Below are 12,037 nucleotides of genomic sequence, written 5' to 3' on the forward strand. Positions count from 1 at the left end.
CGGGATCCATGTCGTTGCGGGGGGGGAGTGGATCCCGGCTCGAGGCCGGGATGACTTGGTAACCGGTAGGGGGCCGGCATGCACGGTGGGATGCTTCGGCTGCACTCCGTTCCGCTCAGCATGACGGCGGAGGGCCGGTTACAGATCCTCGCCGCGCTTCAGCGCCTGCTGGTGGCGGAACTGACGCTCCAGGATGTTGGCGAGGGTACGCAGGGTGAGGAGGGTACGCAGTTCCTCGTTGCTGGCCTGACGGTCGCCGGGAGGATAGAGGCCGCGCAGGAGGTCGCGGAACACCAGGGTGAGGGCCAGACGGCGGTTGCGGACGTGGGTTACTTCTCCGTGAAGGGTATGGAAGGGCTTACCGTCGATCCATACTTCGACCTTGAAATTTTTTTCATGATTACATTGTTTTTAAGTTAAAACGGCGCGAATTTACGGATTATCCCTAAAGTGAAATTTATTTTTGACGGGGAAATCGAAAGAAAAATGGGGCTATAGGGGTGTATGGCGGGGTTGAAAGGCGTTGAAAGGGATTTGCGGGAATGGGGAAAAAGAAGGAACTTTGTCAAAGAAAAAGTGTTAATGGTTAACAATTTAAATGAAGAACAAATTAAATGAAGAATGAAGAATGATGAATGAAGAATGATGACTATTCCTTAGTGAAAAAAATCAGAAGTGGTTTTGAGCGAAGCTAATGAAGAATTTATTTGATGAAGAACTTATTAAATGAAGAATGATGAATTAAGAATGAAGATTTCTTTTAATGGTTAATGATAAATGGGGCAAACTACTTACTGTTAACCGCAAATTTAATATTTTACAAAAAATGGAAACAACAATGATTTCGGGGTTCCGCAATTTGTATGACAAGGAACCGATGGAGATGACAGTAGCCCGATTCGTGGAATGGACTCGCACGAACGGGGAGGTGAAACGGCTGACGGACGAGTACCGGAGGCTGATGACGGAAGGCCGCGAAGAGGAGGCGGCACGGGTGAAACGCACGCTGCCGGCGGCGACGATGGCAGGGGTCTTCGAGGGCGGAAGGCAGGAGAAGGACCTGAAACGCCTGACGGGGCTGATGATGTTCGACTGGGACGACGTGGGACCGGCACGCACGCAACTGCTGGAACGGCTGCGCATGGCGGACTGCGTGGTGCTGGCCTGGACGTCCATCTCGGGACAGGGGGTGAAGGCGGTGATCCGCGTGGACGTGACGAACACGGAGGAGTATCTGCGGGCGTACCGCGTCGTGGGACGATGGATGGAACAGCGCACGGGATGCCGCGTGGACGAGGCGTGCCGCAACGTGGGACGGCTGTGCAGCGCGGCTCACGACGAGGAGCTGTACGTGAACTACGGGGCACGGATGATGGCGTGGCGCGGACTGGAAACGGACGAGGACCGGCGGGAGGCGGCACGCACCCGGCAACCGGAGGCCGGCGAAGCGGANAAGGCTCAACGCTCACCCTCGGGCGCCCCGACGGGAGGCGACGACCGCGACGTGGAGCTGGACTTGTCCGAAAATAATGAAAGGCTGCGGGCGGCGTTGCCACACTTCGACGACGCCATCTTCGACACGCTGCCGCGCCTGCTGCAGCAGGGGGTGAAGGTGGCACAGGACCGGCGCGAACGCGACATGGTGCTGCTCTCCATGCTGGTGCACCTCAGCGCCTGCCTGCCGGACGTGCACTTCCGCTACGACCGCCACGACATGCGCCCGCACTTCTACCTGGCCGTGGTGGCACCGGCGGGCACGGGCAAGGGCATCGTGACGCAGGTGTCCTACCTGTCGCACCCGCTGCACGACCGCTACGTGGCCCAGGGCGAGGAGGAGCAGGCGGCCTACGAGGCACGGCTGCAGCAGTGGAACGAGGACTTCAGCGAACGCATGCGCAAGGGACGGAAGGGCGAGAAGGCGGAGCCGCGGCCGAAGAAGGAACCGGAACGGGTGTACTTCCTGATTTCGCCCAACACGTCGAAGTCGATGCTCTACCGGCAGCTGGCGGCGAACGGTGGGGTGAGCGGCATCCTGCACACCTCGGAGATCGACGCGCTGGCGGCGGCCATCGGTCAGGACTACGGACGGCAGGACGACGTGCTGCGTGCCTGCTTCCACCACGAACCCATCAGCTCGTCGTTCAAGCAGGACGGGAAGCCCATCTTCATCCACTATCCGATGCTGTCCATCTGCATGACGGGCACGCCGATGCAGCTGGTGTCGCTGGTGCACAACACGGAGGACGGACTCTTCAGCCGCTTCGTGTTCTACCAGGTGCAGCCGCAGTACGTGTGGCGCCCGGCCAACGGAGGGGAGGACACGCCGGACCTGCGACGCTACTTCACGGAGCTGGGCAAGGACGTGCTGCACATGCACGAGATGATGAAGGGACGGCGCACGGACATGAGGCTGACGCCGGAGCAGTGGCGGCGGCACTCGGACTTCTTCGACCGCAAGCTGCAGGAGGTGGTGGCCGAAGGGGGTGAGCGCATGGCGTCGTCGGTGCTGCGCATGGGGCTGATAGCCATCCGCATGACGGCGGTGATGACGGCCCTGCGCAAGGCGGAGGACGAGCTGTGGGCCATGGACGACCGCTACTGCCTGGACGAGGACCTGGACGCGGCACTGGCGATGTCGGCGGTGCTGCTGGAGCATGCGCTGCTGCTGAGCTCGTCGCTGCCGGGACACGAGGAGAAGGTGCGACCGCTGAAGGCGTTCGCCCGCCTGAGGCCGGTGGTGGAGTCCATGGCATCGACGTTCACCTACTCGGAGCTGGCGGCGGAGGCGGAACGCCAGGGGCTGCCGGAATCGACCATGCGCCGACTGCTCAAAAGGGCGGTGGACCGCGGCCTGCTGGGGCGCGACGGGAAGCGCTACAGACGCCTGTAGGCGGTATCGGTCGGGGAGGGGGGCAGGGTGAGCGGTGAGCGTTGAATGTTAATTGAGAATGAAATTAGCGGTTAGCGGTTAGCGGTGAGGGGTTAGTGGTTAGTATCATTCTTCATTTAATATTTACTATTTACTATCGTTATTTGGGTGCTTTGCCCAGCGTAAACGGGTGGTTTAAGCTGGGGAAAGGGAGAATTTAAGCTGGGCAAAGGGACGGTTTGAGCGGGGTAAACTTTTGTCATCCCGCACTTGATGCGGGATCCATGTCATTGCGGGTTCATTTTGTCATCCCGCACTGGATGCGGGATCCATATCGTTGCGGGGTGATACTGGAGGAGGTTTTATTTTACTGGTCCTATACGCATTCCTTCTGTAATGGCTTCTGTCAGATTGAGCGGTGGAAGGACGATGGAGTTCAAGACGGTTCCTTCAGTTTTGGCGTGGATAATGCCACGGACGGTACCCGTAGTGATGGTACCCATATATTGCAGAAAACCTACAGGGACTTCCTGCTGTTGTTGCAGTTGTTCGATGCCTTCGGGGGCAATGCTGAAGAAACACTGGACTTCGGTTGTCAGGAGAAGTTCTTCGTTTTGCGTGAACTCAATGGTAGCAGTACATCGAATGCTGCTGGTGGATGGATTGTAGGCGAAACTAAAAGAGGCAGACGTTTGCACTTTTTCTCCGTTTATGAATTTTTCAGGGAAAATGGCAAACTGCAATGTCTTGATTTGGTGGATTTTATATGGGATAGGTTGCATAATCAGGCTGCTATTACATAATTATTGAGAGTCAACTGGTCACGGCTGGGGGAAGTCGCAAAGTGGTCATTGGAAACGACACTGGTATAGGGGCGCTTGTCGTTCTCAATGTATTCGTCGACATCTACAAAGTTGAATTCTGGTATTTTTCCGATGGCCAGCGACAGGGCGACGAATTTGCTCAGCTTGTGGTCATAGTCTCCTGACAGAAGTTGGGAGACATATCCTTTGGAACAACCAAGGTATTCGGCCAGTTGTTTCTGGTTCATCTGATGCTTTTGCATGAACGATTCTATCTGTCTGTATAGTTCCATCTGAAGGTTGGTTGTCCAATAAACCGGATCCTTCAATAAATCTTCCCGTTTCATGGTTTTGGGCTTTTATCTGAGAGTTGTTTGAAGTTTATGTAGTCTTTCTTTAATTTGCGGAACAAAGTGGCATCTTTTGCTTGGGTGGCTTTAGTGCCCCCTGTAATGATGACTTTTCCATCTGTTTGGGTCACACCATAAATCCGAAGATGCTTGCTTTTGAATTCGAATTCCCGATATTCTCCTTTGGCTTTATCAAAAAAGTGAAATTTATTTTGCGGAACACTTTTCAAATTGGCAACTTGGTTCATAATGCTGTATATACCCGTTAGTTCTGATTTATAACATGCTTCTATTTCTGATTCAAACTTGTCTAAAGGGCATTCTCCGTCTACAACAAGTTTATGAAATGCTTGTTTTCCTTTTACTGCTTCTATTTCTTCAAGGGCAAAGGTAGACATAAAAAAGTTTAGTTACAACTAAATTTTAAGGTTTAACATAATTAATACAGAAATATATGACTGTATTTTTGACAAAAGTACAAATAAATGATGAATGAAGAATATATTAAATGAAGAATTCTTTTAAAGGTTAATGATAAAATAGAAGGCCGGGATGACGGAGGGTAAACGAACGCCGTGTAGGGACACACCATGGTGTGTCCGGTTTCGGGTTCCGGGGATGTGGGGGGCGGACACACCATGGTGTGTCCCTACATGGTTTGGTTACGGTTCGCCGAGGGCCTCGACAATGAGGCGGACCTGGAGGGGGGTGTAGCACTTGGCACAGGGGGTGATGCCGGTGGCGAGGAGGCGTTCCGGGAGGCCGGGCTGGAGGGCGATCCAGCGGTTGAGCTTGCGGACGGCGGCTTTCTGGGTGGTATAGGGGCTGTAGAGGGAGGCGAGCTCGCTCTTGCTGTAGCTGCGGATTTCAAAAATCGGTTCCATTTTTATATTTTATATCTGATATCACTGCTGTCCGGAGAAACTTTACCACAATGTAAGCTGCCTAGGACCATCACCCTCCGGAACATTAGCAGTGAGGTCGGTTTGATTAAATATATCTTTGATGTCGCCTCTTTTGAAGAGAACTTGACCAATAGAATTTGAAATAGAATGAAGACTTGGGTTCAACATATAATGTTTCTTCGCAATGATAAGCAGAAGATAGTCACAGATAGCTATCCATATCTGTGTGTACACGGCGTTTTGGGTGGTTCCATAGAATGTCTTTATGTGCAGATGCTGCTTTATCCATTTGAAGAACAACTCAATTTGCCATCTTTCCCTGTACAACTCGGCAATGGTCAATGCCTCAAGTTTGAAGTTATTGGTGAGGAAACGGTAAACTGTATTTGTGCTGAAGTCTTCATATACAACAAGTCTAAGAGAATCAGGATACTTCTGAGAAGTAAGTGGCCCAGTCAATTTGATGGTTTCATCAGAGGAAAGTCCGGCAGATTGATCTACCTCTCTACTATCAATAACCTTATAAAGCATATTTCCTTTTGCTCTAGTTACAAAAAAGGCATTGTTAAGATGAAAATGCTGGTACAAGGAGTCAAACTTGACATATCCTTTGTCCATAAGATAGTAGGAGTTTGCTTCTACAGGTATCTTATCCATAATTTTGGAATCGTGAACCGCTCCTTCTGTCAGATGAACAAATGTCGGGATGGAACCCCTAAAATCCATCAAGGTATGCATCTTGATTGCTCCTCTCTCATGATGAAACTTAGCCCATGGACAAAGCTTCAGACACAGCTCAATAGTGCTGCTGTCAAAGGCATAGACCATTTCATCCAGGTCAAGTCTAAGTTTCTGTCCCTTATATGCTTCCTTTGCTTGTCGTATCAGAACTTGTGCAAAGTCCTGATAGATACGCCAATCCTTCTTTTCGTTCGCTTCGGCCAAGGTGGATTTGGGCATTACCTTGATACCAGAACGGTAAAGATCAGGAGAACAAAGGTTAAGTGTAGTCTCTATGTCTCTCAGCCCGGACCTGTCCGTGAACTGGGCAAAGCTCATTACCATGAACTGGTCACGGCAAGTGAATTTGATGGAGTGTCTGTCACCCTTATAGCGGTTGACGCACTTCTTAAATTCGTATGTGTTTATAAGAGACATAACCTGTGCAAATATTGTTTTTCCTTTGTTCATAGTTTGCAGAATTGGCTGTTTATACCTTCTTGCAAAACTATGATTTCTAATCGAAAAATTTTATTATCCTCGTAACCAGTTGAGTATTAATTAATAATAGCTGCTTTGGAGAATCTTCTCCGGACAGCAGTGATCTGATATTTGATATTTTATATTTAATTTGTCTTGTACTTTTCTTTTGCCTTGACGCAAAAGAAAAGATACCAAAAGAAAAGGTCAAGGGCTGAACCTCCGGGGCTACTCCGGAGCGCCTTTTGCTAAAAGGCAGGAACTCGCTACGCTCAAACAGCCTGCCTTTCCTGACGCAAAAGCCACTCCTCCGCTTTACGCCCCTCCGATTAGGCCCAAGCTGCGCAATGATTTGATATTTGATATTTCATATTTGATATTTGATATTTCATATTTGATATTTTATATTTAATCTTTGCCTTAAAGTTACTCATTTTTAGCGACTTGTGCAAGAAGTGGGGAGGGAATATGGTGCGGAAAGGTGTCATTGCGCGCCGGTGGGGGACGGTGGATGACGGAAGGGGAAATGGGGCGATGGAGAGGTGGTATCTTTGTAGAGGCTAAGGTTAAATGAAGAACATTTTAAATGAAGAATGAAGAATGATGCTAACCACTCACCGTTAAGCACTAATTTCATTTTCAATTTTCAATTCTCAATTTTCAATTTTCAATTCTCAATTTTCAATTAACATTAACCGCTAATTTAATTATCAATTATTAATTATCAATTATTATGGCAACAGCTTTGGTAGAGCGCATTCAGCGCAGAAAGTTTTTGGGTGACCCGGAGTCACCGATGGTATATGCATTGAAACGGAAGAACCGCGATGCGAAGACGTATGACCTGGAACGGCTGGCCCAGGAGATAGAAGACCTGGGAGGCATGTCGGCCGAGGACGTGCTGCACGTGTGCAAGAGCCTCGTACGCAACATCAAGCAGAAACTGGTGGACGGAAACACGGTGAAGCTGGACGGATTCGGCATCTTTCGCACGACCTTTCACTGCATCGCGACGGAGGAGGAGAAGGACTGCACGGTGAAGAACATCGACAAGGTGAGGGTGCAGTTCCGCGTGGACAACGCCTTCCGCCTGGTGAACGACACGCTGGCCACCACCAAGGGTGCTCCCAACAACATGGTGTTCGAACTGGTGCAGGCCGACGGCACTACGACGTCGACGGGCGGCAGCGGCTCGGGCGGCGGTACCCAGGGGGGTGAAGACCAGGAGGGGAGTCCGCTTTAAATAGTGGTTAGTGGTTAACGGTTAGTGGTTAGTGATGCTCACCGATCACCGTTAACCGCTCACCACTTACCGCTACCTAAGTTTTTAATGTTTAAATGTAACTCCAATGGAAGAAACGAAGAAGAAAAATGTGTGGAGCCTGGTGCTCAAGATTATTGTAACGGTGGCAACGGCATTGGCCGGGGCCTTCGGAATTGCATCGTGCGTGGGAAGATGAGGACCATCACGCTGATCATTATCCATTGCTCTGCCACCCGCGAGGGGCAGAGCTTTGGCTTTGAACAATGCCGGGAAGACCACATCCGGCACCGGGGATTCAAGGATATCGGCTACCACTACTACATCACCCGCGACGGAACGGTGCACGACGGACGGCCGCTGGAACAGGTGGGGGCGCACTGCCGGAACCACAACCGGCACAGCATCGGCATCTGCTACGAAGGGGGACTGGACGCGCAGGGACGAGTGGCGGACACGCGCACGCCCGCCCAGAAGGACAGCCTGCAACGGCTGGTGGCGGAGCTGGAGGAACGCTTCCCACGGGCGCTGGTGGTGGGGCACCGGGACCTGGATCCGAGGAAGGGGTGTCCGGGATACGAGGTGACTAAACAGCGGGACGCACCTTCTCGATGAAGCCGATCGGCACCTCGACGTGGGCACAGCCGAGGAGGTCGAGGCGGATGAAGACCTGACGCTTGCCGTCGATGGTGACAAGCTCGCCGGAAAGACCGGCCAGGGGGCCCTTGATGACCCGGACGGGATCACCCGGGGCAAAGGGGGCGTTGCTGAAACCGACGGCTTCGGGGCTGTAGTCGAGCATGAAGCGGAAACGCTCCATCTGGTCGTCGGGGATGACGGCAGGCGTGTTCTGGCCGCGCAGCACCATGTAGCGCAGCACGGCGGCCAGGGTAAGCGGCAGGGGGCGTTCCAGGGGCGTGACATGCACGAAGACGAGCATGGGGAGCACCAGACGGTCGACCCGCTTGCGGCGGTCGCTCCACTGACGGACCTCGCTCTGCACAGGCACGTAGCACTCGATGCCCATGGAACGGAGACGCTCGGCCGTCTTCTTCTCCATGCAGGACCTGACGTAGGCCACCAGCCACTGGCGGGTGCCTGCGTCATTTCTTTTTGGACTGCTGCTCGGAATCGACTCCATAACCGTAACCATATCCGTACTTCTTGCCATAGCCGTAGTAGCGGCCGTATTTGCCGTAGCCGTAGTAGTAGCCGTACTTCTTCTGCGTGATGTCCAGACCGTTGACGACGGTGCACAGGCCGGGCAGGCGCTTCTGCTGCTGCAGCTCGTTGATGAGACGGTAGTCGTTCTTGTGGGTATAGTCGGCGCGGCAGACATAGAGGCTGACATCGGCCGTGCGGGCGATGAGCTGGGTGTCGGTGACCATGCCGATGGGGGCGGTGTCGAGCACCACGTAGTCGTAGCGGCTGCGCAGCTGGCGGATGGCTTCGTCGAGGGCCGGACGGGCGACCAGCTCCGTGGGATTGGGAGGCACCACGCCGCCGGGCAGCAGGTCGAGGTTGGGGTGGACGCCCGAGGGCTGGATGAGCTCGTCGAGCGAGGTGTCCTGGGGGGCGGAGAGGAACTGCGTGATGCCGCGGTGGTGGTGGGAGAGGTGGAACACCTTGTTGAGACCGGGCTTGCGGATGTCGAGGCCCACCAGCACCACTTTCTTGCCCAGCAGGGCCAGGCTGACGGCCAGGTTGGTGGCAATGAAGGTCTTGCCCTCGCCGCTCATGGTGGAGGTGACGAGGATGACGTTCTTCTGCGGGCCGTCCAGCAGGAAGAGGAGGTTGGTGCGCAGGTTGCGGAAGGTCTCGGTCATGAGGTTGTTCTCGTTCTCGCGGACCACAACGGCACCCTGGTCCTCGTCGCTGAGGGGGACATCGCCCACGATGGGGACGGTGGTGAGACGCTCGACGTCGGCCCGGCCCTCGATGCGGAAGCTGAGCAGCTGGAGGATGTAGATGATGCCGACGGGAATGCCCAGACCCAGCACAAGAGCCAGCATGTAGACGGTTTTGGTCTTGGGAGAGATGGCTCCACCGGCCATGGCGGGGTCGATGATCTTGGCCTTGTTGGCCGTGGCGGCGAGGGTGATGTTGTTTTCCTCGCGCTTCTGGAGGAGCATGAGGTAGAGCTCGGCCTTGATGGTCTGCTGGCGCTGGATGCTGACGTACTGGCGCTCCTGGGTGGGAGCGTTGCTGATGCGGCCGGCGTAGTGGCTGGCCTGGCGGTCGAGGTCGGACTTGGTGATGAGCAGCTCCTTGCGCGCGCTCTGGAGGCTGGTGGACAGACTCTGGCGCAGGCCGGCCAGCTCGGAGTCGAGGCGCCGGATGACGGGGTTGGACTCGGACGAGGTGCGCAGCAGGCGCTGGCGCCCGATGAGCCGGTCGGTGTAGGCGGGGGCCCGGGGCCGTCTCCTATACACCTCTTGATGGGTGNTGCGCGCGCTCTGGAGGCTGGTGGACAGACTCTGGCGCAGGCCGGCCAGCTCGGAGTCGAGGCGCCGGATGACGGGGTTGGACTCGGACGAGGTGCGCAGCAGGCGCTGGCGCTCGATGAGCCGGTCGTTGTAGGCGGTGGCCAGGGTGGAGACGGACTCGTTGCTGATGCCAATGTTGACGGGCAGCACGGTGTGGGCATTCTCGGGACGGGACAGGTAGTCGATGAGGTAGTCCACGAGGTTGAGCTGGGTGCCGTTGGCCACCACCTGCTTCTCGTAATCGGACTTCTCGGCCACGGCCATCTGGGCGTCGCTGCTGAGGTCGGTGAGGCCGGCACTGCGCTTGAACTCCTCGAGCTCGGCCTCGGTGGTGCCCAGCTCGGCGTTGATGATGGCGATACGATCGTCGATGAAGCGGGCGGTGTTGCGGGCCACTTCGTTCTTGTCGTTGTTGGCATCGCGGTTGTAGTTCTCGATGAGCCGGTTGAGGAAGTCCTCGCCCCGCTGGCGGCTGGTATTGGGGAGGGAGACGGTCACGACGGACGTGTTCTTGCCGGTGGGCTCGACGGTGAGACTGCCGGCATAGCCCCGGGCCACGGCTGTGGGCGAGCTGACGGTGACATCGACCTCGGTCACTTCACGGGGGAAGGAGTTGCGCGCAACGGGCAGGAAGGTGAGGGCACCGGCCGACGTGGGCAGCACAGCGGGCAGGCTGTCGAAGCGGGCGGAGCCGATCGTTGTTTCGTTCTGGGTAGCCGTGGCCTGGAAGGAACCGTTGGGGTGGAGGGTAACCCGAAGCTGGATGGGGGCGGACAGGCTGTCGGCCACATCGGCGGGGTAGTCTACACGGAAGGGAGACTGGCCGTAGTAGTCGATGCGGCGGAATCCGTCGCGCCGGAGGTAGCTGATGTGGAGGCCGAGGTCGCCCACCACCTTGCGGGCCAGGGACTTGCTGCGGAGGATCTCGATCTCGTTGTCCACGCTACCGGCGGAGTTGAGCATGCCCAGGTCCTGGAAGAGGGCGAGGTCGCCGCCGGCGTTGCCACCCTTCTTGTCGTCCTTGATGAGGACGGTGGTACTGATGTTGTAGACCGGCGTGGCAAAGTGGAGGTAGACCCACGCCAGGGCGAGGCACACCACCACGGCGGCTACAATCCAGGGCCAGCGGATGAGGTAGGGGAAGAGGAGGGCGCTGTAGTCGGTCTTCTCTTCTTTTTCTTCGAACAGGTCGTCGTAAAGTTCTTCTTTCATGAAAATAGTGGTTAGTGGTTAGGGGTTAGTGGTCAGCGGTTAGTGGTTAGTGGTTAGTGGTTAGCGGTTAGCGGTCAGTGGTCAGCGGTAAGCATACTAACCGCTAACCGTTAACCACTAACCGCTAATAACTTATTTCGTAATCGCAATAATCAGCGTGGCGAGCGAGACGATGGAACTGATCACGGAGAACCAGATGGTGGTGCTGGAACTGATGGACGAGGTGCGGGCCTTGGTCTCGTTGGGCGTGACGTAGAGGACATCGTTCTGCTGCAGGTAGTAGTAGGGCGAGTGGATGATGTTGCGGTCGTTGAGGTTGAGCTGGATGATGTGGCGATGACCGTTGCTGTCTTCGCGCACCAGCTGGACGTTGTCGCGGACGCCGTAGATGGTCATGTCGCCCGCCATGGCGAGGGCCTCGAAGAGGTTGACCTTCTCGTTGGAGACGGTGAAGGTGCCGGGATGGCTGACCTCGCCCAGGACGGCAATCTTGTAGTTGACCATGCGGACGGTGACGATGGGGAGCGTGGAGAACTGCGGACGGAGCCGCTCGCGGATGTACTGCTCGGCCTCGCCCTTGGTGAGCCCGCCGAGGCGGATGGTGCCCAGCACGGGGAAGTCTACGCAGCCGGCGTTGTCCACCAGGTATTGCTGGAGGACGGGCTGGCTGGTAAGACTTTTGGAGTTCTGACTGACGACGGTAGCCACGGTGAGGTTAAAGGGTTCGGCCAGCTCGGGCGCTTCGGGGCAGCTCACCACGATGGTGAGCAGGTCCTTGGGCTGGATGCGGGCGTCGTAAAGACTGTCGGCCGTGGCCAGGACGGTTGTCCGGGCACCGAGGTCCTGCAGGTAGGGGACGTCCTTGTAGCTCCGGCAGGCGGCCAGAAGGAGGGTTGCGACAGCCAGCAATCCGAATGACTGGCAGAAACGGTTCAATCGGTCCATGGAAAA

Annotated in this window: 12 protein-coding genes and 2 pseudogenes; 5 read left to right on the forward strand and 9 right to left on the reverse strand. The window is 55.4% G+C overall.

Features of this window, described 5'->3' with window-relative positions; translation table 11 throughout:
• Positions 1 to 78 precede the first annotated feature (78 nt).
• Both BQ7483_RS02800 and BQ7483_RS02805 read left to right on the forward strand, forming a co-directional pair.
• Positions 79 to 420, forward strand: a complete 342-nt coding sequence (locus BQ7483_RS02800; RefSeq protein ID WP_072544759.1) for a hypothetical protein — start codon at positions 79 to 81, stop codon at positions 418 to 420.
• Between the two features lie 541 nt (positions 421 to 961).
• Positions 962 to 2,890 carry a DUF3987 domain-containing protein gene (locus tag BQ7483_RS02805; RefSeq protein WP_456085457.1) on the forward strand — a complete coding sequence of 643 codons (1,929 nt, stop codon included), beginning with the start codon at positions 962 to 964 and terminating at the stop codon, positions 2,888 to 2,890.
• Positions 2,891 to 3,231: 341 nt separating this feature from the next.
• Here BQ7483_RS02805 and BQ7483_RS02810 read toward each other — a convergent pair whose 3' ends face one another.
• The 5 genes from BQ7483_RS02810 to BQ7483_RS02830 form a co-directional block, all read right to left on the reverse strand.
• Positions 3,232 to 3,651: a hypothetical protein gene (locus BQ7483_RS02810; RefSeq protein ID WP_072544761.1), complete on the reverse strand. Its 420-nt coding sequence runs from the start codon at positions 3,649 to 3,651 to the stop codon at positions 3,232 to 3,234.
• 2 nt (positions 3,652 to 3,653) lie between these two features.
• The gene (locus BQ7483_RS02815) at positions 3,654 to 4,019 is read right to left on the reverse strand and encodes a helix-turn-helix domain-containing protein (protein ID WP_072544762.1); all 366 of its coding nucleotides are present in this window, start codon (positions 4,017 to 4,019) and stop codon (positions 3,654 to 3,656) included.
• Positions 4,016 to 4,420, reverse strand: coding sequence for a hypothetical protein (locus BQ7483_RS02820; protein ID WP_072544763.1), 405 nt, complete (start codon positions 4,418 to 4,420; stop codon positions 4,016 to 4,018). Before BQ7483_RS02820 ends, BQ7483_RS02815 begins: the two co-directional genes overlap by 4 nt.
• Positions 4,421 to 4,684: 264 nt before the next feature.
• On the reverse strand, positions 4,685 to 4,906 hold the full coding sequence (locus BQ7483_RS02825) for a DUF4248 domain-containing protein (protein WP_072544764.1): 222 nt from the start codon (positions 4,904 to 4,906) through the stop codon (positions 4,685 to 4,687).
• A gap of 42 nt (positions 4,907 to 4,948) precedes the next feature.
• The gene (locus BQ7483_RS02830; protein WP_072544383.1) at positions 4,949 to 6,118 is read right to left on the reverse strand and encodes an IS4 family transposase; all 1,170 of its coding nucleotides are present in this window, start codon (positions 6,116 to 6,118) and stop codon (positions 4,949 to 4,951) included.
• 742 nt (positions 6,119 to 6,860) lie between these two features.
• Here BQ7483_RS02830 and BQ7483_RS02835 point away from each other — a divergent pair.
• The 3 genes from BQ7483_RS02835 to BQ7483_RS02840 all read left to right on the forward strand — a co-directional run bounded on the left by BQ7483_RS02835 (position 6,861) and on the right by BQ7483_RS02840 (position 8,003).
• Positions 6,861 to 7,370, forward strand: a complete 510-nt coding sequence (locus BQ7483_RS02835; protein ID WP_022019680.1) for an HU family DNA-binding protein — start codon at positions 6,861 to 6,863, stop codon at positions 7,368 to 7,370.
• A gap of 106 nt (positions 7,371 to 7,476) precedes the next feature.
• Positions 7,477 to 7,587: a smalltalk protein gene (locus BQ7483_RS17685; protein WP_154673565.1), complete on the forward strand. Its 111-nt coding sequence runs from the start codon at positions 7,477 to 7,479 to the stop codon at positions 7,585 to 7,587.
• Entirely contained in the window at positions 7,584 to 8,003 is a 420-nt protein-coding gene (locus BQ7483_RS02840; RefSeq protein ID WP_072544765.1) for an N-acetylmuramoyl-L-alanine amidase, read from the forward strand. The genes BQ7483_RS17685 and BQ7483_RS02840 overlap by 4 nt, the downstream gene beginning before the upstream one ends.
• Here BQ7483_RS02840 and BQ7483_RS02845 read toward each other — a convergent pair.
• From BQ7483_RS02845 to BQ7483_RS02860, 4 genes and pseudogenes are all read right to left on the reverse strand, one after another.
• Complete coding sequence (locus tag BQ7483_RS02845; protein WP_072544766.1) at positions 7,975 to 8,529, reverse strand: UpxY family transcription antiterminator; 555 nt, start codon at positions 8,527 to 8,529, stop codon at positions 7,975 to 7,977. The two genes, BQ7483_RS02840 and BQ7483_RS02845, sit on opposite strands and share 29 nt — an antisense overlap.
• Positions 8,492 to 9,790 (reverse strand): annotated as a pseudogene (locus BQ7483_RS18360) (polysaccharide biosynthesis tyrosine autokinase); the annotation flags it as partial. The pseudogene BQ7483_RS18360 and the gene BQ7483_RS02845, both read right to left, overlap by 38 nt.
• 978 nt (positions 9,791 to 10,768) lie before the next feature.
• Positions 10,769 to 11,086 (reverse strand): annotated as a pseudogene (locus BQ7483_RS18365) (Wzz/FepE/Etk N-terminal domain-containing protein); the annotation flags it as partial.
• A 132-nt stretch (positions 11,087 to 11,218) separates the two neighbouring features.
• Positions 11,219 to 12,031 carry a polysaccharide biosynthesis/export family protein gene (locus BQ7483_RS02860; protein WP_072544767.1) on the reverse strand — a complete coding sequence of 271 codons (813 nt, stop codon included), beginning with the start codon at positions 12,029 to 12,031 and terminating at the stop codon, positions 11,219 to 11,221.
• Between the last annotated feature and the right edge of the window lie 6 nt (positions 12,032 to 12,037).

It is taken from the genome of Mediterranea massiliensis, assembly GCF_900128475.1.
GTDB lineage: Bacteria > Bacteroidota > Bacteroidia > Bacteroidales > Bacteroidaceae > Bacteroides > Bacteroides massiliensis_E.